General features: G+C 67.8%; 22 protein-coding genes. 3 read left to right on the top strand and 19 right to left on the bottom strand.

Going from position 1 to position 24,364, the window contains the following annotated elements:
- The 11 genes from gspM to N7640_RS09975 all read right to left on the bottom strand — a co-directional run.
- Positions 1-251 (bottom strand): type II secretion system protein GspM (gene gspM, locus N7640_RS10025; protein ID WP_279906192.1); only part of this gene is annotated, 251 nt, incomplete at its 3' end.
- Positions 248-1,393, bottom strand: coding sequence for a type II secretion system protein GspL (gene gspL, locus N7640_RS10020; RefSeq protein WP_279902175.1), 1,146 nt, complete (start codon positions 1,391-1,393; stop codon positions 248-250). The genes gspL and gspM, both read right to left, overlap by 4 nt.
- Positions 1,390-2,343 carry a type II secretion system minor pseudopilin GspK gene (gene gspK / locus N7640_RS10015; RefSeq protein ID WP_279902176.1) on the bottom strand — a complete coding sequence of 318 codons (954 nt, stop codon included), beginning with the start codon at positions 2,341-2,343 and terminating at the stop codon, positions 1,390-1,392. Before gspK ends, gspL begins: the two co-directional genes overlap by 4 nt.
- Positions 2,340-3,041: a type II secretion system minor pseudopilin GspJ gene (gene gspJ, locus N7640_RS10010; RefSeq protein ID WP_220813293.1), complete on the bottom strand. Its 702-nt coding sequence runs from the start codon at positions 3,039-3,041 to the stop codon at positions 2,340-2,342. Before gspJ ends, gspK begins: the two co-directional genes overlap by 4 nt.
- Positions 3,038-3,427 carry a type II secretion system minor pseudopilin GspI gene (gene gspI, locus N7640_RS10005; protein WP_279902177.1) on the bottom strand — a complete coding sequence of 130 codons (390 nt, stop codon included), beginning with the start codon at positions 3,425-3,427 and terminating at the stop codon, positions 3,038-3,040. The genes gspJ and gspI overlap by 4 nt, the downstream gene beginning before the upstream one ends.
- Positions 3,424-3,960, bottom strand: a complete 537-nt coding sequence (gspH, locus tag N7640_RS10000) for a type II secretion system minor pseudopilin GspH (RefSeq protein WP_279902178.1) — start codon at positions 3,958-3,960, stop codon at positions 3,424-3,426. The genes gspI and gspH overlap by 4 nt, the downstream gene beginning before the upstream one ends.
- Positions 3,961-3,966: 6 nt before the next feature.
- A complete protein-coding gene (gspG, locus tag N7640_RS09995) occupies positions 3,967-4,389 on the bottom strand; it encodes a type II secretion system major pseudopilin GspG (protein WP_220813296.1) in 423 nt (140 codons plus the stop codon).
- Between the two features lie 5 nt (positions 4,390-4,394).
- Complete coding sequence (gene xcpS / locus N7640_RS09990) at positions 4,395-5,612, bottom strand: GspF family T2SS innner membrane protein variant XcpS (protein WP_279902179.1); 1,218 nt, start codon at positions 5,610-5,612, stop codon at positions 4,395-4,397.
- Positions 5,612-7,123: a type II secretion system ATPase GspE gene (gene gspE / locus N7640_RS09985; protein WP_279902180.1), complete on the bottom strand. Its 1,512-nt coding sequence runs from the start codon at positions 7,121-7,123 to the stop codon at positions 5,612-5,614. Before gspE ends, xcpS begins: the two co-directional genes overlap by 1 nt.
- A 337-nt stretch (positions 7,124-7,460) precedes the next feature.
- A complete protein-coding gene (locus N7640_RS09980) occupies positions 7,461-10,202 on the bottom strand; it encodes a peroxidase family protein (RefSeq protein ID WP_279902181.1) in 2,742 nt (913 codons plus the stop codon).
- Between the two features lie 169 nt (positions 10,203-10,371).
- Positions 10,372-13,005, bottom strand: coding sequence for a LuxR C-terminal-related transcriptional regulator (locus tag N7640_RS09975; RefSeq protein ID WP_279902182.1), 2,634 nt, complete (start codon positions 13,003-13,005; stop codon positions 10,372-10,374).
- Between the two features lie 276 nt (positions 13,006-13,281).
- Between N7640_RS09975 and N7640_RS09970 the strand changes: the two genes are divergently transcribed.
- From N7640_RS09970 to N7640_RS09960, 3 genes are read left to right on the top strand one after another with little or no spacing between them, the layout of a single operon-like run.
- A complete protein-coding gene (locus N7640_RS09970) occupies positions 13,282-13,935 on the top strand; it encodes a type II secretion system protein N (protein WP_279902183.1) in 654 nt (217 codons plus the stop codon).
- Positions 13,936-13,940: 5 nt separating this feature from the next.
- A complete protein-coding gene (gspD, locus tag N7640_RS09965) occupies positions 13,941-15,896 on the top strand; it encodes a type II secretion system secretin GspD (RefSeq protein WP_279902184.1) in 1,956 nt (651 codons plus the stop codon).
- Between the two features lie 16 nt (positions 15,897-15,912).
- Positions 15,913-16,323: a hypothetical protein gene (locus N7640_RS09960; RefSeq protein ID WP_279902185.1), complete on the top strand. Its 411-nt coding sequence runs from the start codon at positions 15,913-15,915 to the stop codon at positions 16,321-16,323.
- Positions 16,324-16,384: 61 nt separating this feature from the next.
- On the opposite strand, the gene N7640_RS09955 is transcribed toward N7640_RS09960, so the two are convergent.
- From N7640_RS09955 to truA, 8 genes are all read right to left on the bottom strand, one after another.
- The gene (locus tag N7640_RS09955; RefSeq protein ID WP_279902186.1) at positions 16,385-17,596 is read right to left on the bottom strand and encodes an O-succinylhomoserine sulfhydrylase; all 1,212 of its coding nucleotides are present in this window, start codon (positions 17,594-17,596) and stop codon (positions 16,385-16,387) included.
- 94 nt (positions 17,597-17,690) lie between these two features.
- Positions 17,691-19,196, bottom strand: coding sequence for an amidophosphoribosyltransferase (gene purF, locus N7640_RS09950; RefSeq protein WP_279902187.1), 1,506 nt, complete (start codon positions 19,194-19,196; stop codon positions 17,691-17,693).
- A 32-nt stretch (positions 19,197-19,228) separates the two neighbouring features.
- Complete coding sequence (locus N7640_RS09945; RefSeq protein ID WP_279902188.1) at positions 19,229-19,792, bottom strand: CvpA family protein; 564 nt, start codon at positions 19,790-19,792, stop codon at positions 19,229-19,231.
- Between the two features lie 88 nt (positions 19,793-19,880).
- A complete protein-coding gene (locus tag N7640_RS09940; protein ID WP_220813306.1) occupies positions 19,881-20,516 on the bottom strand; it encodes an SPOR domain-containing protein in 636 nt (211 codons plus the stop codon).
- Complete coding sequence (gene folC / locus N7640_RS09935) at positions 20,500-21,798, bottom strand: bifunctional tetrahydrofolate synthase/dihydrofolate synthase (RefSeq protein WP_279902189.1); 1,299 nt, start codon at positions 21,796-21,798, stop codon at positions 20,500-20,502. Before folC ends, N7640_RS09940 begins: the two co-directional genes overlap by 17 nt.
- Positions 21,795-22,697, bottom strand: coding sequence for an acetyl-CoA carboxylase, carboxyltransferase subunit beta (gene accD, locus N7640_RS09930; protein ID WP_279902190.1), 903 nt, complete (start codon positions 22,695-22,697; stop codon positions 21,795-21,797). Before accD ends, folC begins: the two co-directional genes overlap by 4 nt.
- 131 nt (positions 22,698-22,828) lie before the next feature.
- Entirely contained in the window at positions 22,829-23,449 is a 621-nt protein-coding gene (locus N7640_RS09925; protein WP_279902191.1) for a phosphoribosylanthranilate isomerase, read from the bottom strand.
- 56 nt (positions 23,450-23,505) lie between these two features.
- A complete protein-coding gene (gene truA, locus N7640_RS09920) occupies positions 23,506-24,363 on the bottom strand; it encodes a tRNA pseudouridine(38-40) synthase TruA (protein ID WP_279902192.1) in 858 nt (285 codons plus the stop codon).
- Position 24,364: the final 1 nt, after the last annotated feature.

Here is a 24,364-nt window from a genome sequence, read left to right as displayed (position 1 = left end):
TGCGCGGCGCGGACCTGCGGCGCGTTCGCCTGCAGGTAGGCATGCAGCGCCCGCTGCTGCTGCAGGAAGCTGCGCGCCTGCTCCAGGTTCTGGCTGACCGGGCGCCAGAGCAGCAGGTAGAGCAGCACCAGCAGCAGGAAGCCGGCGAGCAGGCCCAGGGCCATGCGGTCGCGCGACGGCAGCGACTGCCAGCGGATGACCAGCGGGTTGCGCGCGATGCGCCCCTGCCATTGCGAAACCAGACCCGTCATCCGTTACCTCCGATCACCAGGCGTGCGCTGACGCCGTTGCCTTCCCGGCTCGCCGAGCCCATGTCCACCGCCAGCCCGGACTGCTGCAGGCGCGTGCGCAGGCTTTCCAGCGTGGCGAAGTCGCTGGCCTGCAGGTTGAGCGCCAGGTTGCCGCGCTGGGCGTTGAAGTCCAGTTGCTGCACCTGCACCCGCGCGCCCTCCTCGCCAATGGCCGAGGCCGCCTGGTCGAGCAGTTGCAGCAGCTGTTGCTGGCCACCGCCCTCCGACTCGGCCAGGTGCTGGTCGAACTGGGCGCGCAGGTTGATCAGCTTGCTGTCACCCGGGAACAGTTCGCGGTACAGCTCCCGGCTGGCCTCGGCATAGCGCTCGCCCTCGCGCTGCAGATGCCAGCCCTGAGCCAGGTTGAAGCCCCATTGCAGCACCAGCCACAGACCCAGCAGCGCCGCCAGCGGACGCCAGCGCTGCCATTGTCCGGAAGGCTCGCGCCGGGCGAACGCGCCCTGGGCCAGGTTGCAGGCGGCCACGTGCCCGGCCAGCCAGACCAGCGGCTGAGCGTGCTCGTGGCACTGGTCGATGTCCGCAGGCGCCGGCTGGCCGGCCGCCACATGGGCGACCCGCGGCGACGGGCAGAGCCCGGCCAGCTGCGGCCAATCCTCGCCACGCAGGGCCAGGCGCGCCTCGCCGCTGCCGCCCAGCAGCCAGCGGTCCCCCAGGCAGAACAGCTGGCTGCCCTCTTCCGTCAGCAGGTCGGCATCCACCTCGATGCGCTGGGGCGGATTGTCGCCGCACAGCGCCAGCCAGCCGGCCAGCCAGTCGCGGCGCACCGCGTGGACCCGATGGCGACCATCGGCCAACTGGTCGCCCACCGCCAGATGGAAATACTCCACGTCGTCGGCCAGCAGTTCCTCCACCGCGAACGGCAGGGCCTTCTGCAGCCAGCGCGCCTTGGTGGTTGGCAGTTGCACGGCGCAGACGGTCACCGCCTCCACCGGCAGGACCAGGCGCCAGGGCCGGGCGGCGGCCGGCACCGCCTCGGCGAACGGCAGCTGGCTGCCGATATCACCATCGACGCGCCAGACCGGCAGGTCGGCCGCCGGCCCGGCGCAGGCGCCAGGCGGAAGAAACAGGGTGAGCAGACTCATTCCTCGGACTCCTCGACGGGCGTGGGCGCCAGGCCCTCCTGCCCCAGATCGCGCGCCATCAGGCGGACGCGCCCATCATTACCACGTTGCAGATAACTGGCCAGCACCTGGCGCCGGTCGCCCAGCAGCACTTCGGTGGTGACCCGGAAATACTGGCTGCCGGTGGTCAGCCCCTGGGGGTTGACGCCGTAGCTGGCGAGCTGCTGGACGAAGGCGCCCGGGTCGCGGTAGCCGGTGTTCCCGCGCCGTTCGATGGCGGCCTTCAGCGCCGACTGCGGGATGCCTTCGCCGAGGCAGGCCAGCACCTGGGCGCTGGCGGTGTTCACGTTCAGCTCCACCTGGCTCGGCAGGGCGCCGACGAAGGGCGCCAGGCGCCGGTAGTCGGCCTCGCTCATGCCCAGCAGCAGGCGCAGTTCGGACACGTCGGCGATGCGCCCTGGGCCGGTGCGGTAGGCGGGCTGCAGCAGCAGGTACTGGTCGTCCTCGGCGCCGCCCTGGCCGCTGGCGTCTTGGTCGGCGTCCAGCCAGTCCTGCAGGCGCTCGGCGTAGACCGGTGTCAGTTGCAGCAGTTGCAGCAGGCGGCGGAAGCGCAGCAGCGCCTGCTCGCCGGCCTGGCCGCCGACGGCCAGGCTGTTGAGGTTGAAGCGGCCGGACAGATCCTCGATGCGCAGGCGCAGTTCGCCGCCTTCGTCCAGCGGGAAACGCAGCTTGGGATTGGCCCAGGGCTCGGCCAGGTGATCGACCTGGTCGGTGACCATGTCCCGGCGCAGGATGGCCTTGGCCAGCAGCTCGCCGCCCTCGGCGTAGTACTGCGCCTGGCGCACCACCAGCTGGTTGCCGGTGCTGCGGATGGCCAGCTGCTGGCGCACCACCAGCGCCGCGCAGACCACGGTCACCAGCGCCACCACCAGCAGCACGGTGATCAACGCCACCCCACGCTGGCGACTCATGACGGCGGCTCCTGGGGCAGGGTCTCGTCCGGCACCAGATCACCTTCGCCGCCCTCCTCCCCGCCCGGCGGCAGAATCTGTTCCTGCTGCGGCATTTCCGGCATGCGCCAGAGGCGGCGCAGTTCGCCGTAGTAGCGGTGCTCGACGATCAGTTCCACGGCCCGGGGCAACTGGGTCAGCGCCTCGTCGGCGCTGCTGGCGTTGGCCGGCGGCCAGTCCTGCAGCCAGCGCCCCTCCAGGTCGAGGAAGCGCAGCTCGAAGCGCTTCACCCCGTCGAGCGCCTGCTGCACTCGGGGCTGGCTATCCTGGGCCTGGTCCAGCACCGGCCAGTAGAGGCGCTGCCAGCGCTCGCCCTGCAGTTGCCAGCGCACCCGTTGCAGGGTCGCCCGGGGCTGGCCGAGCGGATTGCGCCAGCCGCTGCGAGTGAACTCCAGCTGGGTGTCGCGGCCGCTCTGCCCACGCAACGAGGGCAGCAGGTCACCCAACTGATCGCGCACGGGCCGCGCACGCACCTGCAGCACATCGCGCTCGAACGCGCCCATGGCCCGGGTCAGCTCGCGCAGGCGCCGCTCCTGTTCGCGCTGGGCGGTGTCGGTCTTCAGCACGCTGTCGAGCATGCGGTAGGTGGCCATGGCGAGCACCGCGAAGATGGCGATGGCGATCAGCACTTCCAGCAGGGTGAAGCCGCGCTGCCTCATGGTTCCACTCCGACGAAGCCGCTGAGGGTGGCCAGGGCGTTGTCCTCGACCTTGCCGCGCAGCCCGCGCTCGGGGCGTAGCGCCACGCGCACCGTGACCCGCAGCATGTCCGGTTCGCTGGTGGACTGCACCTCGGTCTGCCACAGCCAGCGGCGCCCGGCGTAGCTCTCCTCGCCCTGCTCGCGGCCCACGGCGGGCGGGCTGTCGGCCAGTTGCAGGTCCTGCAGGCGGTTGTCCGCCAGCCAGCTGGCGAAGGTCTTGTCCTCCAGCCGGGCCGCGGTTTGCAGCGAGCGGGCGCTGGCACTGAGCACGCTGGCGGCGACCACGGCGAAGATCGCCAGGGCGACCAGCACTTCCAGCAGGGTGAAGCCACGCGCGCGCCTCATCCGGAGCGCTTCCCGGCGATCTCCGGCTTCAGTTCCGGTTCGGCGAAGCCATCGCTGACCAGCAGCAGCACCGGTGCGTCACGCCCGCTGCCGCCGGCCAGGCGCAGGGTGAAGGGCGTCAGCTCGCCGCTGGAGAGGATCAGCAACTGGGGCGTCTTGGGCGCGGCCTTGTCCTTGTCGCCCTTGGGCGACGGCAGGCCGACGCTCTGGTTGTCCACCTCGATGCGCAGCTCGACCCATTCCGGCAGTTCGTGCACCTTGTCGCCAACCGGTTCCCAGCGCGATCTCAGCGGGTCGTAACGCAGCACCTGGTAGCTGCGGGTCTCGAAGCGCACGCCGTATTCGCGATTGTCCAGCACCGCCTCGTCGATCAGCACCCGGAGCAGGCTGTTCAGGCGCTCGGCCTCGTCGTTCAGCTTGCGGGCGGGGCTGCTGGCCAGCCCGTTGCCGAGCACGGCCAGGCCGGTCAGCACGCCGAGCAGCACCAGCACCACCAGCAGCTCTATGAGGGTGAAGCCCCGCGCCCGCCGCATCGCCGATCAGAGGTCCCAGTTGCCGATGTCGGTATTGGCGCCGTCGCCGCCTTCCTGGCCGTCGGCGCCCAGGGAATACAGGTCGATCTTGCCGCGCGATCCCGGCGACAGGTACAGGTACGGGTTGCCCCAGGGGTCGATCGGCAGCCGCTTCAGGTAGCCCTCGGCATTCCAGTTCTTCGCCGGCGGGTTGCCGGTGGGCTTCTTCACCAGCGCTTCCAGGCCCTGCTGGGTGCTCGGATAGTTCTGGTTGTCCAGCTTGTACATGTCCAGCGCCGCGCCGATGGCGCGAATGTCGTTCTGCGCCGCGGTCACCTTGGCCTGGTCCGGCCGGCCCATCACCTGGGGCACCACCAGCGCGGCGAGGATGCCGAGGATGACTACCACCACCATGATTTCAATGAGCGTGAAGCCCTTCTGCTTGTGCATCGTTTTCAACCCACCAGTTGGTTCAGAGAAAGGATCGGGAGGAGGATGGCCAGCACGATCACCAGCACCACCGCGCCCATGAAGACCAGCATGAACGGCTCGAACAGCCCGACCAGCAGGCCGATGGTGGCCGACAGGTCGCTCTCCTGGTTGCGCGCCGTGCGCGACAGCATCTGGTCCAGCTCGCCGGAGCGTTCGCCGCTGGCGATCATGTGCAGCATCATCGGCGGGAACTGCCGGCTGGCCTCCAGCGCCCGCGACAGGCTGCCACCCTCGCGCACGCGCTGGGTGGCGTTGGCCACGTCGGCGCGGATGATGCGGTTGGACACCACTTCCGCGCCGATGGCCAGCGCCTCCACCAGCGGCACGCCGCTGCGCACGAGGATGGCCAGGGTCGAGGCGAAGCGCGCCGTCTCGGTGGCCGAGATCAGGCCGCCGACCAGGGGCAGGCGCAGCAGGAAGGCGTGCCAGCGCCGGCGCAGGTCCTCGTTGCGCAGCGCGCGGCGGAAGGCGACCACCGCCAGCACCGCCAGCACCACGGCCACGGCGCCCCAGGTCTTGACCAGTTCGCTGAGGAAGATCAGCCCACGGGTAAGCGCCGGCAGGGTCTGCCCGGAGTTGACGAAGACCCGCACCACGTCGGGCACCACGTAGCCGAGCAGGAAGCCGACGATGCCCAGCGAGGCGAGCATCAGGATCACCGGGTAGAGCAGCGCCATCTGGATCTTCTGCCGCGACTGCTGGCGCTGCTCGGTGTAGTCCGCCAGCTGTTCCAGCACCGGCCCCAGGTGCCCGGCGTGCTCGCCGGCCGCGACCGTGGCCCGGTATAGCTCGGGAAAGGCCGCCGGATAGGTCGCCAGGGCCCTGGCCAGGCTGTGGCCTTCCAGCACCTTGGCGCGCACCGCCAGCAGCATCGACTGGATGCGCGGCTGGCGCGACTGGGCGGCGGCGGCGCGCAGCGCCTCCTCGATGGGCAGCGCGGCGCTGATCAGGGTCGCCAGCTGGCGAGTGACCAGGGCCAGGTCGCGGGCCGACAGGCCACGGCGTAGGCTGAAGCCACCACCGCCCTCGGCCTGCTCCTTGCGGTGCACCGGCTCGACCTGCAGCGGCGCCAGCTGTTTCTCGCGCAGCAGCTGGCGCACCTGGCGCGCGCTGTCGGCCTCCAGTACGCCTTTCTGCTGGCGGCCCCGGGGGTCCAGGGCGATGTATTCGAAGGCGGCCATCAGTCTTCCCTAGTGACCCGCAGTACTTCTTCCAGGGTGGTTACCCCTTCCAGCACCTTGCGCCGGCCATCGTCGCGGATGCTCGGGCCCAGGCTGCGGGCGTGACGCAGCAGCTCCTGCTCGCCGACGCCGTTGTGCACCAGGGTGCGCATCTTGTCGTCGAAGATCACCAGCTCGTAGATGCCGGTCCGGCCGCGGTAGCCCTGCTGGTGGCACTCCGGGCAACCCTTGGCGTGGTGGATCAGCGGCCGCTCCCGCGGGTCGAGGCCGAGCAGACCGCATTCCGCGTCGTCGGCCGGGCGTGCCTCGCGGCAGTGGGGGCAAAGCACCCGCACCAGGCGCTGGGCCAGTACGCCGAGCAGCGACGAGGACAGCAGGAAGGGTTCGACGCCCATGTCCACCAGGCGGGTGACCGCGCCCACGGCGCTGTTGGTGTGCAGGGTCGACAGCACCAGGTGGCCGGTCAGCGAGGCCTGTACCGCGATGTCGGCGGTCTCCTGGTCGCGGATCTCACCGACCATCACCACGTCCGGGTCCTGGCGCAGGATGGCGCGCAGGCCGCGGGCGAAGGTCATGTCCACGCGCGGGTTGACCTGGGTCTGGCCGATGCCTTCCAGGTAGTACTCGATGGGGTCTTCCACCGTGAGGATGTTGCGCGAGCGGTCGTTGAGGGTGACCAGCCCAGCGTACAGGGTGGTGGTCTTGCCCGAGCCGGTCGGCCCGGTGACCAGGATGATGCCGTGGGGCTTGCGCAGGTTGTCGTCGAGCAGGCGGCGGTCGCGCTCGCTCATGCCCAGGTGCTGCAGCGACAGGCGCCCGGCCTGTTTGTCCAGCAGGCGCAGCACCACCCGCTCGCCGTTGGCCGACGGCAGGGTCGAGACGCGGATATCGACTTCGCGGCCGCCGACCTTGAGCGAGATGCGCCCGTCCTGCGGCACGCGCTTCTCGGCGATGTCCAGGCGCGCCATGACCTTGACCCGCGACACCAGCAGCGCAGCCAGTTCGCGGCGCGGCTCGATCACTTCGCGCAGGATGCCGTCGACGCGGAAGCGCACGACCAGGCGTTTCTCGAAGGTTTCCAGGTGGATGTCGGAGGCGCCGGCCTTGATCGCCTCGCTGAGAATGGCGTTGATCAGGCGGATGATCGGCGCGTCATCCTCCTGCTCCAGCAGGTCGCCGGATTCGGGGGTGAGTTCGGCCAGGCTGGCCAGGTCCAGTTCGGCGCCGAGGCCCTCGGCCATCTGCCGCACCTCGGAGGAATCGCGCTGGTAGGCCAGGCTCAGCTCCTGCTCGAAGGCCTCGGGTTCCAGCCACTGCAGCGGCAGCACCCGGCCGGCGAAGCGCTGGGCTTCCTGCACAGCGGTCAGACTGGCGCCGCGACGCACCTGCAGTTGGGCGAGGCCGAATGGCTCGCGCAGCAGCACGCCGTGGCGCTTGGCGAAGGCGAATGGCAGCGGGCGCAGGGCCGGTTCTGCCGGGGCCGCTAGAGCGGCATGGGTATCGGTAGACATCTGCGGGCACGTTCCTGGAACAGAAAATCCATTTCGCTGTTGTTCTTGTTGTCGTTCTGACGGCACGTCCGAGGCGCCAAGTTAACGGATTTCAAGGGAATCTGCAGTGCAGATTTCGCACGCCCGGACAATGAAGCGACCACGTTAGCGGGGAATTGTTATGGCCGAGGGTCGGAATCCGCAATGTGGAGAAATTCATGGCGATGGCCGAGGTAGCGTGTGCCGGCCATACAGGGGCTTGCCGGTGCGCACGGCGCACCCTACACCGGAGGCGGATTTAGCGGGCCACAAACGAAGAACCCCGGCGGTTGCCGGGGTTCTCGTCTAGCGGTGGAGCTTACTTGTCTTCGCTGCGCTGGTGCTTGAAGAACACACCGTTGTCACCGAAGGACGAGGCGATGAAGGGCGAGGTCAGCTCCATCTCGCCGATCTTCACCGCGCTGTTGCGACGCTGCTGGGCGTAGCTGCGGTTGGTGGACGGCAGGATCGAGGTCTTGATCTCCATCGAGGTCGCGTAGACGTCGTACAGCTTGGTGCCGGAGGCCAGGGTCACGAGATCGTTGCGGAAATCGTGGGCCGAGGTGGAGAACACGTTGCGCAGTTCTGGCTTCGGCACGAAGTAGATCTGCGTCGGCGACTTGACCGAGGATACCGCCTGGCCGGTCTGGGTCACTTCGGCCATGTCGTCGACCCGCAGCAGGGTCGGCTTCAGGCTGACCAGCGAGAACAGCAGCGTGGTGCCCAGGGTGTCGTTGGTCTCCGGCAGGACGAACTGGGAAAGCTCGTTGGCGAAGAAGTTGTGGTTGCTGCCCTGACCGCTGAGGGTGTAGAGCGCCGACACGTTCTGCGACGGCTTGCCGTCGACGAAGGCCTTCCACGCCAGGCCCGGCTGGAAGCCGTTCTTCGCTGGATCACCGGCCACCGACAGGCGCAGCAGGCCGTTCTCCGCGCCCTGGAACAGGCCGGTGTAGGGATGCCCGGCCACGGCGGTGAACTTCACCTTGGCCATCACGCCGTTGGGGTGCATGGCCTTCTCGTAGCCGGCCGGCGCCACGTCGGACTTGGTCTGCACCTTCTTCCACAGCACCGAGCTGATCAGGCCGCCGACGTTGACCGGCGGGATGGCCGGCAGCTGGCCTTCGGCGTACTGGGTACGCATGGCGCCGTTGACCCACAGATTGTCCTGCTTGGCCTTGGCCGGCCAGGTCTCGTAGTCGGCCGGGATGTTCAGGCCCCAGGGTTTGAACGCGTTCTGCACGCCCACCAGGCTGCTTTCCAGCTGCGGGTTGTGACGGCGGATCACGTCGACCATGGTGGTGTTCTCGACCCAGGCCAGGCCTTCGGGGGTGTAGATCTCCGGGCGGTAGTCCTTGGTGTAGAAGCGGTCGGTCATCAGGCGGCGCGAGGCGTTCATGATGAAGATCTGGAAGGCCGTCTCGCCGAAGGCGAAGCCGTCCGGACGCACGGTCTCGGCCAGCATGCCGACCAGGGTGTCGATCTTCTCGATGTCGTTGCCGTACACGCGCTTGAGGTTGGCCAGGGTGGCCGGGTCCTTGGTCAGGTCCTCGAACTTGGTGATCGGGTTGAGGCCGATCTCGCGACGGAATTCGTTGTAGCGCGGCACGCCACGCTCGCGATCACGCAATACGTCGATGGTTGCCAGGTCGATGTTGCCGACCAGCGGAATCGAGAGATTGCGCAGGAAGTTCGGGTAGTTATTGAGGGTCAGCGAACCCGGGTTGGTGATACCGAAGGAATACCACATACGCTCCGGGTGCTCGCCGTTCAGCAGGTTCTCGGCGTCGCGGTCACGAGTGTTCTGCAGCTGCACCGAGCGCGAGATGACGTTGGAGCCGATGTCATAGACGTCGACCTTGTCACGCATCAGCGGGTGCATGCGGTACACCGCGACGAACTCCTCGGTCAGCGTGTAAGGCACGCCGTAGTTGTTGGGGTTGGTAGAGCCGACGATACCGGCCAGGGCGTGGTCGATTGCCGAGCTACCAGCCCCGCTGCCGTCGATACCGAGGATGCGCAGGACGAAGGAGTTGGAGCTGGCCAGGTCGGCCTGCAGCATGCGCGCCTCGTCCTGGTACTTGTCGCGGTTCGGTCCGGAGCCCAGCAGGCCCCACCAGTTGGCGTACATGGCGCGCTCGGTGACCGGGTTGGCGATCACCGCCGGGGTCCACTCCACGGTATGGATCTTGGCCATCAGCGCCGAGGTGACCAGACGCGCGCGGTCGTACAGCCACTGGTCGTCCTTGTCCGGGTACTTCTGCTTGAGCATGGCCGCGACGGCGTTGTGCTCCTTGGTGAACAGCTGGTGCAGCATGCTCAGGCCGACCCACCAGTTCTCGTTGAAGCCGGTGATCGGCTTGCCGCTGATCAGCTCGGTCGGCAGGGTGCCGTCGGCGTTGATCTTCAGCTTGCCGTCGACGAAGGCGCGCACCTTGTCGTTGGTGGCCTTGTCGCTGCCGTACAGCTGCGAGCCGTCCCACCAGTGGGTGTTGTGGTTGCGGTAGGCGGCCGGCTTGCCGGCTTCCGCCGCGGTGCGGGTCGGGTCGGCCTGGGTGCGGCGCACGGACATGGTGCCGGAGCCGAGCACGTCGCCGGCCGGCAGCGGGATCTGGATCGGGTTGGCCTCGGCGTTGGGGCCGTGCTCCACCCAGTCATGGACCATGAACTGGATCCACGAGGCGGCGATGAAGTTGAGGCTGGGCGCCGGCTTGAACTCGCCGCGGGACATCAGCACGTTACTGACTTCGCGCGGGTTGGGGCTGAGCAGGGTGTCGGCCTCGGTCTCGCCGTGGGTGACGTTCGGATTGACGTTGCGGCCGAAGCGACGGTAGACCGAGCCCTCGGCGGGGTTGGAGAGGATGTTGCAGGTGCCATCCTCGGTGCGGGCCACCTGGCTGCGCGCATCGCAGGTGATGGTGGCGTTGGCGGCAGGCAGGTTGTCGACATCGAACAGGTTGTTCTTGAACAGCGCATCGCGCTCCAGCGCGAGGGTGATCAGACCTGCATAGATGCCCAAGGTACCGAACTTGACCAAGCTCGGCCACGTGACCCAGACGGACATGGCGTATCTCCCGATTATTCTTGTACTAATTACGGTTGGAAGCCGGCGTTTCCGGCTGGCGGGAGATTAGGGATTCGCCGCTCGCCCTCCCCCCTCCTGTGGGAGGGGAAAGGGGAAAAGGGAGCTACCGTCGGTCGGTGCCAGGTCGGGTATCTGCTCAGGTACCCGGTCAGGCGCCGCGCTGCTGCATGGCGAGGATGGCCTCGGTGCGGCCGGAGAGGTTGAGCTTCGAGTAGATGTTCTTCAGGTGCCACTTGGTGGTGGACAGGGCGATGCCGGTGCTGGCGCTGATCTCGGTGTTGGACAGGCCCTTGAGCAGGCAGGCGAAGATCTCCGCCTCCTTGTCGGTGAGCAGGCTCACCAGGTCCGGCAGCGCCGCCGAGGGCGCCTGGCTCTCGGCCAGGAGAAACTCGGCATAGGCCTCGCTGTAGGCCTCCGGCACCTGAAGCTGGCCGGAGCGCAGCAGGCCGAACACCGCCTCGGCGAAGCCCGGCGCCTCGTCGAACACCGAGCGATTGATGTTGACGATGCCGAAGCGCTCGACCAGCGCCAGCAGCGCCTTGATCTGCTGTTCCGGGCTCTGCTGCGGCGCGCTCAGCACCAGCAGATTGGCCTCCACCACCAGCGCCCGCGCCTTCATCTCGCTCTGCTGCAGCGATTGCGCCAGCACCTTGAGGATGCGGCAGGCGCGCGGCTGGGCGCCGCGCATCACCAGCCAGTAGACGGCGGCCAGGCCGTAGCGCTCCCAGCACTCGTCGTACGGCCGCACCCGCTCCCACTCGCCGGCCGCCAGCCGCTCCTCGATGCCCAGCCGCTGGGCCAGCGCGTCCAGCGCCGCCGGGCGGCCGTCCAGGTAGGCCTGGCGCATGCTTTCCTGCGCCGCCTGGCTGGCGAAGCGCTCGTAGTTGCCCAGCTGGAGTATCCGCGACAGCTGTTCGAGCAGGCGCCCCGCGCGGCCCTGGGACTGGCGCCGGTAGAGCAGCCGCGACAGGGTGATGTGCACGGTGGCGATGGTCTCGGTGGCCGACGACGAGGTGACCATCGCCATCAGGTCCTCGCACAACTGCTGGGCCGCCGCCAGCTGATTCTGCTCGTACAGCGCCACCACCATGGCGGTGGCCCGGTTGAGCCAGGCCGGCGACGAGCGCTCGGTGCGCTGGTAGTCGTGACAGACGTCCTTGCGCGCGCTGGTGGCGCGCCCGGCGTTGCGGTTGCACAGGGCGATGATCAGGTCGGCGTAGCTCTCCAGGAACAGCTGGCCGGTGCGCGCCAGCAGCGCCTTGGACTCCAGCGCCATCTGGATCGACTGCTCCAGGCGCCCGTGCATCAGGTGGTGGTAGGCGAGGATGGTCAGGGCCAGGGCGCGGATGTCCGAGGCGATGCCCGGCGCCAGCAGCTCCGACCAGCGCTCGCCGGGGTCGAAGGCCAGGTCGTACTGGAACAGTTCGAGGTTGAGCGCGAGCAACTGCCGGGTCGGCGCGTCCAGACCCGGCCGGTCGCCCTGGGGCAGCGCCAGTTCATCCAGGCAGTAGCGCGCCTGGTGGAAGCGCCGCGACAGGGTCAGCGATAGGATCATCGGTACCAGCAGGCGTGGCTGGTCGCGCAGGCCGGCCTCGCTGAGCGGCTCCAGCCACTTCAGCACCTCGGCGAAGTGGCCACTGTGCACCCACTGTTCGCAGGCCTCCTCCAGCAGGTTGCGGAACAGTGCCCGGTCGTCGCTGCGCTGGGCGTGCTGCAGGGCTTGCTCCAGATCGCCGCGCTGGCTGAAGTGCAGCGCCGCGCGGCGGTGCAGCACGGCCACCTGCTGCGGCTGGTACATCGCCAGGCGCTTGGCCAGGAAGTCGTGCAGCAGCGCGTGGTAGCGGTAGTAGCCGGGATACTGGTCGACCGGCAGCAGGAACAGCTCGCGGGCGGCCAGCTCCTCCAACAGCAGCGCCGAGCCGGTGCGCTCGAAGACCTTGTCGCAGAGTTCGCCGTCGAAACGCTCGAAGATCGCGCAGCTGAGCAGGAAGTCGTGCATCTGCGGCGACAGGCGCTTGAGCACCACGTGGCCGAAGTAGTCGACGATCTCCGGCTGGCTGCCGTTGAAGCGCTCCAGCGCCACGGTGCCGAAGCGCGCATAGGCCAGCAGGGCCACCTTCACTCCGGCCATCCAGCCCTCGGTCATCGCCATCAGGCTGTCGACGTAGGCCGGGCTGAGGTCGGGCCCGCCCAGGTGGGCGTTGAGCTGCTGGATCTGCACCGGCGACAGGCGCATGTCGTGCTGGTCGATGCACAGCAGCTTGTTCTCCAGCTTCAGGCGGCTGAGCGAGAAACCGGGGTGGTTGCGGCTGGAGAGGATCACCCGGGTGGTAGCCGTCAGCCGTTCGAGCATGGCCGACAGCACCTCGAGGATGGTCGGCTGGCCGATGAACTGGAAGTCATCCAGGACGATATAGAGGCCGCCGTCGATGCGGTTCAGTGCATCCGCCAGGTACTCGCCCACCACTTCCGGCGCCTGGTACATCTCGGCGGCGAAGGGGTTGAACCAGGATACGTCGAAGTCCTCCACCCGGGCGCGGATGCCCTCGGCGAGGTGACGGAAGAAGCGCACCGGCTCGTTGTCACGCGCCTGCAGTGGAAAATGCACCACACTGCGCGTGAGCCTGCCCGCCTGCCACTGGGCCAGCAGCGTCGACTTGCCGGAACCGGCGGGCGCGAGCAGCACGGTCAGCGGAAACTGCTCGCAGTGGTTGAGCAGTTCCAGCAGTTCTTCACGGGCAAAACCCGCGACTGCCGGGGTAGTCGTCTTGCGATCATCCATTGCAGCGATCCGTCAGGCTTATTTTTATTGTTGAACGGGAAGCATGTGGAGGCCGATGATAGCGACTCGTTCCGAGGAAGTTTCGAAACGTTTCACGCTTCCGACTGCGACACGACGCACGGTAACGACAAGCGGCGTGCAGATGGATCAGACAGGCGCGCCACGCATGGAAGACTTGCGGTATGGTTGGCGGCGCCCGCAGAGTACGGGCCGATGCGATGCGAGCCGCTCAGAGCTTGCACGCCGGAATAAGAAGAAGACCGGGGGATTCATGTCTTGAGCGCTACCAGCATTCGCCCTCCCGCCTGGCTGCAGCGCCATGGGGTGACTCTCACCTGCCTGCTCGTCGTGCTGCTCATCACCCTGAGCCTGAGCAAACAGAGCGTCGACTACCTGCGCCTGCTGCGCAGCGAGGCACCCGCCGGCACGCCGGCCCCCTCCGTTGCCGACCAGCCGCGGCAGGTGTCCAGCCAGCGGCTGCAGAACCTGTTCGGCGTGCCCGCGCGGCAGGCCGGCGACCAGCACGCGCCACCCACCAAGCAGCAGATGACCCTGCTGGCCAGCTTCGTCAACCCGGACCCCAAGCGCTCGGCCGCCGTGATCCAGGTGGCCGGCGACAAGCCCAAGCGCATCGCGGTGGGCGACGAGGTCAACGCCAGCACCCGGCTGCAGGCGGTGCATCAGGACCGTGTGGTGCTCGACCGCGGCGGCAGCGAGGAAAGCCTGCGCTTCCCCGCCGTGCGCTCGCCCTCGCTGACGCCCTACTCCGCCGCGCCCTCGCCGTACGCGCCGCAGGAACCCACCGCCCAACAGCTGGAGCAGTTGCAGGACGAGGACGTCCAGGCCCTGCAGCAACGCATCCAGCAACTTCAACAACGCATGGAAGGCGGCGAAGAAGTGCCGCAACCCGAAACCCCGGAAGCCGAATAGAACCCATGATCGACTCCAAATTCCTGTCGCGGAAGCACCTGCCCCTCGTCCTTCTGCTGACCGCGGGCTGCTTCGGCACCGCGTTGCCGCCGGCCTTCGCGGCCGAGCCGGCGGCCGCCACCCAGGGTGCGGAAACCTGGACCATCAACATGAAGGACGCCGACATCCGCGACTTCATCGACCAGGTGGCGGAAATCTCCGGCGAGACCTTCGTCGTCGACCCGCGGGTCAAGGGCCAGGTCTCGGTCATCTCCAAGACTCCGCTGGGCCTGGAAGAGGTCTACCAGCTGTTCCTCTCGGTGATGAGCACCCACGGCTTCAGCGTGCTGACCCAGGGCGAGCAAGCGCGCATCGTGCCGATCACCGAGGCCCGCAGCGGCGCCAACAGCGGCCGCCGTGCGCCGGACGACGTGCTCACCGAGCTGATCCAGGTGCAGCACACCTCTGTCAACGAGCTGATCCCGCTGATCCGCCCGCTGGTGCCGCAGAACGGCCACCTGGCCGCCGTGGCCGCCTCCAACGCGCTGATCATCAGCGACCGGCGCGCCAACATCGAGCGCATCCGCGAGCTGATCAACCAGCTCGACGCCCAGGGCGGCGGCGACTACAACGTGATCAACCTGCAGCACGCCTGGGTGCTGGACGCCGCCGAAGTGCTGAACAACAGCGTGATGCGCAACGAACGCAAGGACGGCTCGGGCACCCGGGTCATCGCCGACGCCCGCACCAACCGCCTGATCCTGCTCGGCCCGCCCGCTGCCCGCCAGCGCCTGGCCAACCTCGCCCGCTCGCTGGACATCCCCAGCACCCGCTCGGCCAACGCACGGGTGATCCGCCTGCGCCACAGCGATGCCAAGAGCCTGGCCGAGACCCTGGGCGACATCTCCGAAGGCCTGAAGAACCAGGAAGGTGGCGCGGACACCACCAAGAGCAAGCCGCAGAACATCCTGATCCGCGCCGACGAGAGCCTCAACGCCCTGGTCCTGCTGGCCGACCCGGACACGGTGGCGACCCTGGAAGACATCGTGCGCAACCTCGACGTGCCGCGCGCCCAGGTGATGGTCGAGGCGGCCATCGTCGAGATTTCCGGCGACATCAGCGACGCCCTCGGCGTGCAGTGGGCGGTCGACGCCCGCGGCAAGACCGGCGGCGCGGGCGGGGTCAGCTTCGGCAATACCGGCCTCTCCGTGGGCACGGTGCTGCGCGCCATGCAGGACAACGAGATTCCCGACAACCTCAGCCTGCCGGACGGCGCCATCATCGGCATCGGCACGGACAGCTTCGGCGCGCTGATCACCGCCCTCTCTTCCAACAGCAAGAGCAACCTGCTGTCGACCCCGAGCCTGCTGACCCTGGACAACCAGCAGGCGGAAATCCTGGTGGGCCAGAACGTGCCGTTCCAGACCGGCTCCTACACCACCGACGCCTCCGGGGCGAACAACCCCTTCACCACCATCGACCGCAAGGACATCGGCGTGACCCTCAAGGTCACCCCGCACATCAACGACGGCGCCACCCTGCGCCTGGAAGTGGAACAGGAAATCTCCTCCATCGCCCCCAGCACCGGCGTCAACGCCCAGGCGGTGGATCTGGTGACCAACAAGCGCTCGATCAAGAGCGTGATCCTCGCCGACGATGGCCAGGTCATCGTGCTCGGCGGGCTGATCCAGGACGACGTCACCAGCACCGACTCCAAGGTGCCGCTGCTGGGCGACATCCCCCTGCTCGGCCGCCTGTTCCGCTCGACCAAGGACACCCACATCAAGCGCAACCTGATGGTGTTCCTGCGCCCGACCGTGATCCGCGACCGTGCGGGCATGGCCAGCCTGTCGGGCAAGAAGTACCGCGACATCAGCGTGCTGGACGGCAACGACGGCGGCAGGAACCTGCTGCCGGGCGACGCCGAGCGCCTGTTCGACAAGCCGGGGGCCGGCGCCATCGACCTGCGCGACGACGATTGACGGCAGAGCCCGCGGGATGCAGCCCAGCAGCGAAGACAGCGCCGCCATCGAAGCCATGTTCGCGGCCATCGCCCCGGGCAAGGCGCAAAGGTGGTCCTATCTCTTCAGCCTTCCGCCGGCCCGGTGGAACAAGCTCTCGCCCCTGGACGGCTGGCCGCTGAGCCGCTCTTGCGATGCCTATCCGAACGAACCCATCGCCACCCTGCTGAACAGACCGCCGCTGTCCCATCACCTGGATACCCGCGTTCTGGTCCTGCGCTGCGGCCATAGCCGCAACCCCGGGCTTGCCGCCATGCCGCTCAGGGATGTGTTTCCCGATGGCCGGTGGAACTACGACGTGCTGTTCGAAGGTTTCGTCTGCATAGTCCCCGGCAAGATTGCCATTGCGGCCAATCACGAGGGCGGTATCTACGTACAGGGCGCCTGAAACAGGCTTCCGCCGGGCAGAAACAAGGCCCGGACTCGCGCCCAGGTACTTGAGCAGGCGATCACAGCGCGGCCAGTCCGCGAGCCAGATCGGCCTTGAGGTCCGCCACGTCTTCCAGGCCCACGGCGACGCGGATCAGGTTGTCGCGGATGCCGGCATTGGCCCGCTCCTGCGGCGACAGGCGACCGTGGGAGGTGGTCGCCGGATGGGCGATGGTGGTCTTGGTGTCGCCCAGGTTGGTGGTGATCGAGATCACCCGGGTGGCGTCGATGAAACGCCACGCCGCTTCCTTGCCGCCCTTGACCTCGAAGCTCACCACCGCGCCGAAGGCACTCTGCTGACGTTTGGCCAGCTCGTGCTGCGGATGGCTCGGCAGGCCGGCGTAGTAGACCCGCTCGATGCCCGGCTGGGTCTCCAGCCAGCGGGCCAGTTCCAGGGCACTGGCGCTTTGGGCCTGCATACGCACGCGCAGGGTCTCCAGGCCCTTGAGGAACATCCAGGCATTGAACGGGCTGAGGGTCGGGCCGGCCGTGCGCAGGAAGCCCACGACCGCCTCCATCTCGGCCTTGCGCCCGACCACCACACCGCCCAGGCCGCGGCCCTGGCCGTCGATGTACTTGGTCGCCGAGTGCATGACGATGTCCGCGCCTAGCTTCAGCGGCTGCTGCAGTGCCGGCGTGCAGAAGCAGTTGTCTACCACCAGCAGCGCCTTGCGGGCATGGGCGATCTCGGCCAGGGCGGCGATGTCGACCAGTTCGGCCAGCGGGTTGGACGGCGACTCGACGAACAGCAACTTGGTGTTCGACTTGAACGCCACTTCCCACGCAGCCAGGTCGGCCAGCGGTGGATAGTCCACTTCGATGCCGAAGCGCTTCAGGTACTTCTCGAACAGACTGATGGTCGAGCCGAACACGCTGCGCGACACCAGCACGTGGTCGCCGGCGCTGCACTGGCTCATCACGATCGCCAGGATCGCGGCCATGCCCGAGGCGGTGGCCACCGCCTGCTCGGCGCCTTCCAGCGCGGCGATGCGCTCCTCGAAGGCACGCACGGTGGGGTTGGTGTAGCGCGAGTAGACGTTGCCCGGCACCTCTCCGGCGAAGCGCGCGGCGGCGTCGGCGGCGCTGCGGAACACGTAGCTGGAGGTGAGGAACATGGCCTCGCCGTGCTCGCCCTCCGGCGAACGGTGCTGGCCGGCGCGCACCGCCAGGGTGTCGAAGCCGACGCCTACGAGATCGCTGTCCAGGCGACCGGCATCCCATTCCTGCGTCATATCGCTACCTCATGAAAAACGTGGCCCGGATGCGCTCCGGGAATCCCGCGCCGCCCTCCCCCGGATCGCCTCCGGGCCAAGGGCCGCCCCGGCATCAGTCGCTGTGCAGATCGATGATGGCGCTGACAGCCGGGCCGCCCGCCTTGGCCGCGTCGTTGCGCGCCTGCTCGATCTTGTTCAGGTAGTGCTCGTTGACGTCGCCGGTAACGTACTGGCCGTCGAACACCGCACAGTCGAAATGCTCGATCTTGATCTTGCCGCCGCCGACGGCCTCTTTCAGGTCGTCGAGGTCCTGATAGATCAGCCAGTCGGCGCCGATCAGCTCGGCCACTTCCTCGGTGCTGCGACCATGGGCGATCAGCTCGTGGGCGCTCGGCATGTCGATGCCGTACACGTTCGGGTAGCGCACCGCCGGGGCCGCCGAGCAGAAGTAGACGTTCTTGGCGCCGGCCTCGCGGGCCATCTGGATGATCTGCTTGCAGGTGGTGCCGCGGACGATGGAGTCGTCCACCAGCATCACGTTCTTGCCGCGGAACTCCAGTTCGATGGCATTGAGCTTCTGGCGCACCGACTTCTTGCGCGCCGCCTGGCCCGGCATGATGAAGGTGCGGCCAATGTAGCGGTTCTTGACGAAGCCCTCGCGGAACTTCACGCCCAGGTGGTTGGCCAGCTCCAGGGCGGAGGTACGGCTGGTGTCCGGGATCGGGATGACCACGTCGATGTCGTGGCCCGGGCGCTCGCGCTGGATCTTCTCGGCCAGCTTCTCGCCCATGCGCAGGCGCGCCTTGTACACCGACACGCCGTCCATCAGCGAGTCAGGGCGGGCCAGATAGACGTGCTCGAAGATGCACGGCGAGTACTGCGGGTTCTCCGCGCACTGACGGGTGTGCAGCTTGCCGTCCTCGGTGATGTACACCGCCTCGCCCGGGGCGAGGTCGCGGATCAGGCTAAAGCCGAGCACGTCGAGGGCCACGCTCTCGGAGGCGATCATGTATTCCACGCCCTCGTCGGTGTGGCGCTGGCCGAACACGATCGGGCGGATCGCGTGCGGGTCGCGGAAGCCGACCACGCCGTAGCCGGTGATCATCGCCACCACCGCGTAGCCGCCACGGCAGCGGGCATGCACGCCGGCGACGGCGGCGAACACGTCTTCCTCGGTGGGTTGCAGCTTGCCGCGCACCGCCAGCTCGTGGGCGAACACGTTGAGCAGCACTTCCGAGTCGGAATTGGTGTTCACGTGGCGCAGGTCGGATTCGTAGATCTCGCGCGACAGCTGCTCGACGTTGGTCAGGTTGCCGTTGTGCGCCAGAGTGATGCCGTAGGGCGAGTTGACGTAGAACGGCTGCGCCTCGGCGGAACTGGAGCTGCCGGCGGTGGGATAGCGCACGTGGCCGATGCCGACGTTGCCCACCAGGCGCTGCATGTGGCGCTGCTGGAAGACATCGCGCACCAGGCCGTTGTCCTTGCGCAGGAACAGTCGTCCGTCGTGGCTGGTGACGATGCCGGCAGCGTCCTGGCCGCGATGCTGGAGCACGGTAAGCGCGTCGTACAGGGACTGATTGACGTTGGACTTACCGACGATACCGACGATGCCGCACATGTGACGCAACCTCTGTGTTGTGAATCGGAAAACTACAGGCTCTCAGGCAGTTTAGGCTGCGAGAACGCCTCCTTGAACGGCAGCTCGGGCGTATCCGTGATGCCGCTGACGAGCCACTGACTGGTCAGGCTCAGGATGAGGTTCTTCGACCAGTCCGCCACCATCAGAAAATGCGGCAGCAGGGTCGACTGCTGCCACCACTGATCCTGTTGCACCGGCGCCAGGCTTGCCAGCCCCACCAGTACCACTACCAGCAGGGCCCCGCGCGCCGCGCCGAAGACCATGCCGAGAAAACGATCGGTGCCCGACAGGCCGGTCACCCGGATCAGCTCACCGATGAGGAAATTGATCAGCGCGCCGACCAGCAGGGTCAGCACGAAGAGAATGGCGCAGGCCGCGATGACGCGCATCGACGGCGTCTCGACGAAATCCGTCAGGTGCTGCGACAGGGCGCCGCCGAACATCCAGGCGACCACGCCGGCGACGATCCAGGTCAGCAGTGACAGGGCTTCCTTGAAGAAGCCGCGGCGCAGGCTGATCAAACTGGAAATGGCGATGACGGCGATGATCGCCCAATCGACCCAAGTGAATGCCACGTTGCTGCCTACAGACGGGAAAGGCGGCGAATTCTAGCAGAGCGAGCCCGGCCCGGTAAGCCGGGCCGGCATGCCGCGATGGCGCCGGTCAGCCTTTTTCCGGCTGGAAGCGCACCACGAAACCCTTGAGATTCTGCTGGCGGTTGAGCTGGTCGCGCAGGCGATCGGCCTCGGCGCGCTCGATGACGGGGCCGACGAACACCCGGTTCATCCCGTCGAAGGTGCGGATATAGGCGTTGTAGCCGCCGCTGCGCAGGGTCTGCTGCAGCTTCTCGGCACCGGCGCGGCTGGACAGGCTGGCCAGCTGCACCGACCAGCTGACCGGCAGGTTGCTGGCATCCAGGCCGCTGGCCGGTTTCTGCGCCGCCGGAGCCTGGGCTTGCGCCGGCGCCGGGGTGGCCGCGGGCTGCTGCGGTTGGGCCTGAGGCTGGGGCTTGGGCTCGGCGACGGGCTGGCTCGGCAGCGCGGTGATCGGCTCGCTGGGCGACTGCGGCACCGGCTCCACCGGCGGCACCTCGTCCTCAGGCACCGGCTCAGGCACCACCACCGGGTCCATCGCCACCTCGGGCATGGCCGGTCTTTCCGGCATCGCCGGCGCGTTCACCGTGACCTGGCGCATCTCGTCTTCACGGGAAAACAGCATGGGCAGGAAGATCACCGCAAGAGCCACCAGCACCAGTGCGCCGACGATACGCTGCTTGAGCCCCTTATCCAGCACTGCCATCGCTTGCCTCCGCCTGTTGGCCGAGCCACTCCAGGGCCTCGGCCACGCAATAGAAAGATCCGAACACGAGGATCTCGTCACCCTCGTTCGCCCGGCCACACTGTACCAGCAAAGCCTCTGCCACGCAGGCGCAGGCATGCACCTCCGCGCCCAGGTTGCGCAGCGCCGCCTCGAGTTCGCCAGCCGGACGCGAACGCGGGCTGTCCAGCGGCGCCACCGCCCAGTCCTGCACTTCCAGCTGCAGCGGCGCCAGCACGCCGCCCAGATCCTTGTCGGTCAGCAGGCCGAACACCGCGAGACGCTGCCCTTGCAGCGGGCGTGCCGCCAGCCGCGACGCCAGGTACTCGGCGGCGTGGGGATTGTGTCCGACGTCCAGCAGCAGCGTCAGCGCCTTGCCCTGCCAGTTCAGCCGCCGCACATCCAGGCGACCGGTCACCCGGGTACGCTGCAACACCGCGGCCAGACGCTCCGGCTGCCAGGCCAGGCCGAGCGCCGCATAGGCCTGCAGGGCCAGGGCCGCGTTCTCCATGGGCAGGTCGAGCAGCGGCAGGCCATGCAGCTCCAGCACCTGGCCGGTCGCCGTGAGCCCTCGCCAGTCCCAGCCATCGCCACGCACGGCCAGGTCGTAGTCGCGCCCACGCAGGAACAGCGGGCAATCCAGCTCGGCGACCTTCTGCAGCAGCGGCAGCGGCGGGTCGAGATCGCCGCACAGGGCGGGCTTGTCCTGGCGCAGGATGCCAGCCTTCTCGAAGGCCACCGATTCGCGGGTATCGCCGAGCCAGTCGGCATGATCGAGGCCGATGCTGGTGACCAGCGCCAGGTCGGCATCGACCAGGTTGACCGCGTCCAGCCGACCGCCCAGGCCGACCTCCAGCACCACCGCATCCAGCGCGGCGCGCTCGAACAGCCAGAAGGCCGCCAGGGTGCCCATCTCGAAATAGGTCAGGGAAATCTCGCCACGCCCGGCTTCGACCGCGGCGAACGCCTCGCACAGCTCCTCGTCGGAGGCATCACGGCCTTCGAGCTGGACGCGCTCGTTGTAGCGCAGCAGATGGGGGGAGCTGTAGACACCGACCCTGAGCCCCTGCTCGCGCAGCAGGGAAGCCACGAAGGCGCAGGTGGACCCCTTGCCGTTGGTACCGGTGACCGTGATCACCAGCGGCGCCGGTTTGCCCAGGCCAAGCCGGCGAGCCACCTCGTGCGAGCGCTCCAGCCCCATGTCGATGGCGCTGGGGTGCAGTTGCTCCAGGTAGCTCAGCCAGTCGGCGAGGGATCGACTCATGCGCTGGCCGAGACCGGAGCCGCGACCGGGATCGAAGACGGGGTCGGCAGGTGCTGCAGCTGCGCCAGCAGGCGCGCCAGGCGCGGACGCAGCTCGTTGCGGTGGATGATCATGTCGATGGCGCCATGTTCCAGCAGGAATTCGCTGCGCTGGAAGCCTTCCGGCAGTTTCTCGCGCACGGTCTGCTCGATCACCCGCGGGCCGGCGAAACCGATCAGCGCACGCGGCTCGGCGACGATCACGTCACCGAGCATGGCCAGGCTGGCGGAAACACCGCCGTAGACCGGGTCGGTCAGCACCGAGATGAAAGGAATCCCCTCCTCGCGCAGGCGCGCCAGCACGGCGCTGGTCTTGGCCATCTGCATCAGGGAGATCAGCGCCTCCTGCATGCGCGCACCACCCGAGGCGGCGAAGCACACCAGCGGACAACGCTGCTCCAGGGCGACGTTGGCGGCACGCACGAAACGCTCGCCGACGATGGCGCCCATGGAGCCGCCCATGAAGCTGAACTCGAAGGCACAGGCCACCACGGGCATGCCCTGCAGCTTGCCGCTCATGGAGATGAGCGCGTCCTTCTCGCCGGTTTCCTTCTGCGCGCCGGCGAGACGGTCCTTGTACTTCTTGCTGTCGCGGAATTTCAGGCGGTCCACCGGCTCCAGCTCGGCACCCAGCTCCTCGCGGCCGTCCTCGTCGAGGAACAGGTCCAGGCGGGCGCGGGCATTGATGCGCATGTGGTGGTTGCACTTGGGGCAAACGTCGAGGGTCTTTTCCAGCTCGGGGCGATAGAGCACGGCATCGCAGGACGGACACTTGTGCCAGAGCCCTTCGGGCACCGAGCTCTTCTTGACCTCGGAACGCATGATCGAAGGGATCAGCTTGTCTCTCAACCAGTTGCTCATGCTTGCTCTCCGTAACTGTTGCAGGGCCTTCGGCGGCCCGGGCGAGTCTGATTCAGGCCGTCGGCGGCTGTCGCCAGCCTCCGGCAGGGGCACAATGGCTTATGGACGGCAGGCATCCGGCCGTCGTCACATCAACCGCCGCGCGCCGCGCGAATGAACGCGCCGATCCTTTCCGCATCCTTGATGCCCTTGCTCGCTTCCACTCCACCGCTGACATCCACCGCATAGGGACGCACCCGGGCCACCGCCGAGGCGACGTTATCGGAATGGAGTCCGCCGGCGAGGATCACCGGCTTGCTCAGCGTCTGCGGCACCAGAGACCAGTCGAAGACGGCGCCGGTTCCGCCCGGCACACCCTCCACATAAGTGTCCAGCAATATGCCGCTGGCGCCCGGATAGCGTTCCACCCGGGCCGCGATGTCGTCGCCCGCCTTCACCCGCAGGGCCTTGATATAGGGACGGTTGAACCCTTCGCATTGTTCGGGCGACTCGTCGCCATGGAATTGCAGCAGGTCGAGCGGCACGCTGGCGAGGAGCCTTTCGAGTTCGGCGCGCTCCATATCGACGAACAGGCCGACCGTGGTCACGAAAGGCGGCAGCGCGGCGATGATCGCCCGCGCCTGCTCGACGTCGACCGCTCGGGGGCTCCTGGCATAGAAAACCAGCCCGATGGCATCGGCGCCGGCCGCGGCGGCGACCAGGGCATCCTCGACCCGGGTGATTCCACAGATTTTGACGCGAATGGCTGTCAACCTGCTGGCACCTTCTGAAAAACGGACTTGGATGGTAACAAAGCCTCGGGGCAGTTTCAGCCGAAGTCTTGCGGCAATGCGGAAAGGAAATGCGGCCCCAGGTAGCGCTGCGGCAGCTCGAACTCCTCGGGATATTCGACCTGCACCAGATAGAGGCCATAGGGATGGGCCGTGATCCCGCCGGCGCGACGGTCCCGCGCCGCCAGTATGTCGTTCACCCAGGATGGATCGCGCTCGCCCGCGCCAATGGTCATCAGCACCCCGGCGAAATTGCGCACCATGTGATGGAGGAAGGCATTGGCGCGCACGTCGATGACGATGAAGCGGCCATGCTCGATCACTTCGAGGTGATGCACCGTCTTCACCGGCGACTTGGCCTGGCACTGCACCGCGCGGAACGAGGTGAAGTCATGGGTGCCGGCCAGCAGACGCGCCGCCTCGCGCATCCGCGCCACCTCCAGCGGGCGGTGATTCCAGGTGACCTCCTGGGCCATATGCGCTGGGCGGATATGGTCGTTGTAGATCACGTAGCGGTAGCGCCGGGCACAGGCCTTGAAGCGGGAATGAAAATGCGCCGGCATGACCCTGGCCCAGGTCACGCTGATATCGGCAGGCAGATTGGCGTTGGCGCCCATCACCCAGGCCTTGAGCGGACGCTCGGCGCGTGTGTCGAAATGGGCCACCTGGCCGCTGGCATGCACACCGGCATCGGTACGCCCAGCGCACATCAGGCCGATCGGCTCGTCTGCAACCTGGGATAGCGCCTTTTCCAGCGACTCCTGCACCGTCGGCACGCCATTATCCTGGCGCTGCCAGCCACGGTAGCGGGTGCCCTTGTATTCCACGCCAAGGGCGATTCTGAAAACGCCAGGGGCGGCCATTTCGGCCGCCCCTGAGGATGTTGCTTCGGACATG

The organism is Pseudomonas sp. GD04015, from assembly GCF_029837675.1.
GTDB lineage: Bacteria > Pseudomonadota > Gammaproteobacteria > Pseudomonadales > Pseudomonadaceae > Aquipseudomonas > Aquipseudomonas paralcaligenes.
The sequence above is the reverse complement of the archived record's forward strand: the minus strand, read 5'-3'. Positions and strand labels throughout refer to the sequence as shown.

What these genes read in the sequence shown, in the direction of transcription:
- gspL (WP_279902175.1), bottom strand. Translation starts at nt 1,393, where the DNA reads ATGAGTCTGCTCACCCTGTTTCTTCCGCCTGGCGCCTGCGCCGGGCCG.
- gspK (WP_279902176.1), bottom strand. Translation starts at nt 2,343, where the DNA reads ATGAGTCGCCAGCGTGGGGTGGCGTTGATCACCGTGCTGCTGGTGGTG.
- gspJ (WP_220813293.1), bottom strand. Translation starts at nt 3,041, where the DNA reads ATGAGGCAGCGCGGCTTCACCCTGCTGGAAGTGCTGATCGCCATCGCC.
- gspI (WP_279902177.1), bottom strand. Translation starts at nt 3,427, where the DNA reads ATGAGGCGCGCGCGTGGCTTCACCCTGCTGGAAGTGCTGGTCGCCCTG.
- gspH (WP_279902178.1), bottom strand. Translation starts at nt 3,960, where the DNA reads ATGCGGCGGGCGCGGGGCTTCACCCTCATAGAGCTGCTGGTGGTGCTG.
- gspG (WP_220813296.1), bottom strand. Translation starts at nt 4,389, where the DNA reads ATGCACAAGCAGAAGGGCTTCACGCTCATTGAAATCATGGTGGTGGTA.
- xcpS (WP_279902179.1), bottom strand. Translation starts at nt 5,612, where the DNA reads ATGGCCGCCTTCGAATACATCGCCCTGGACCCCCGGGGCCGCCAGCAG.
- gspE (WP_279902180.1), bottom strand. Translation starts at nt 7,123, where the DNA reads ATGTCTACCGATACCCATGCCGCTCTAGCGGCCCCGGCAGAACCGGCC.
- N7640_RS09980 (WP_279902181.1), bottom strand. Translation starts at nt 10,202, where the DNA reads ATGTCCGTCTGGGTCACGTGGCCGAGCTTGGTCAAGTTCGGTACCTTG.
- N7640_RS09975 (WP_279902182.1), bottom strand. Translation starts at nt 13,005, where the DNA reads ATGGATGATCGCAAGACGACTACCCCGGCAGTCGCGGGTTTTGCCCGT.
- gspD (WP_279902184.1), top strand. Translation starts at nt 13,941, where the DNA reads ATGATCGACTCCAAATTCCTGTCGCGGAAGCACCTGCCCCTCGTCCTT.
- N7640_RS09960 (WP_279902185.1), top strand. Translation starts at nt 15,913, where the DNA reads ATGCAGCCCAGCAGCGAAGACAGCGCCGCCATCGAAGCCATGTTCGCG.
- N7640_RS09955 (WP_279902186.1), bottom strand. Translation starts at nt 17,596, where the DNA reads ATGACGCAGGAATGGGATGCCGGTCGCCTGGACAGCGATCTCGTAGGC.
- purF (WP_279902187.1), bottom strand. Translation starts at nt 19,196, where the DNA reads ATGTGCGGCATCGTCGGTATCGTCGGTAAGTCCAACGTCAATCAGTCC.
- N7640_RS09940 (WP_220813306.1), bottom strand. Translation starts at nt 20,516, where the DNA reads ATGGCAGTGCTGGATAAGGGGCTCAAGCAGCGTATCGTCGGCGCACTG.
- folC (WP_279902189.1), bottom strand. Translation starts at nt 21,798, where the DNA reads ATGAGTCGATCCCTCGCCGACTGGCTGAGCTACCTGGAGCAACTGCAC.
- accD (WP_279902190.1), bottom strand. Translation starts at nt 22,697, where the DNA reads ATGAGCAACTGGTTGAGAGACAAGCTGATCCCTTCGATCATGCGTTCC.
- truA (WP_279902192.1), bottom strand. Translation starts at nt 24,363, where the DNA reads ATGTCCGAAGCAACATCCTCAGGGGCGGCCGAAATGGCCGCCCCTGGC.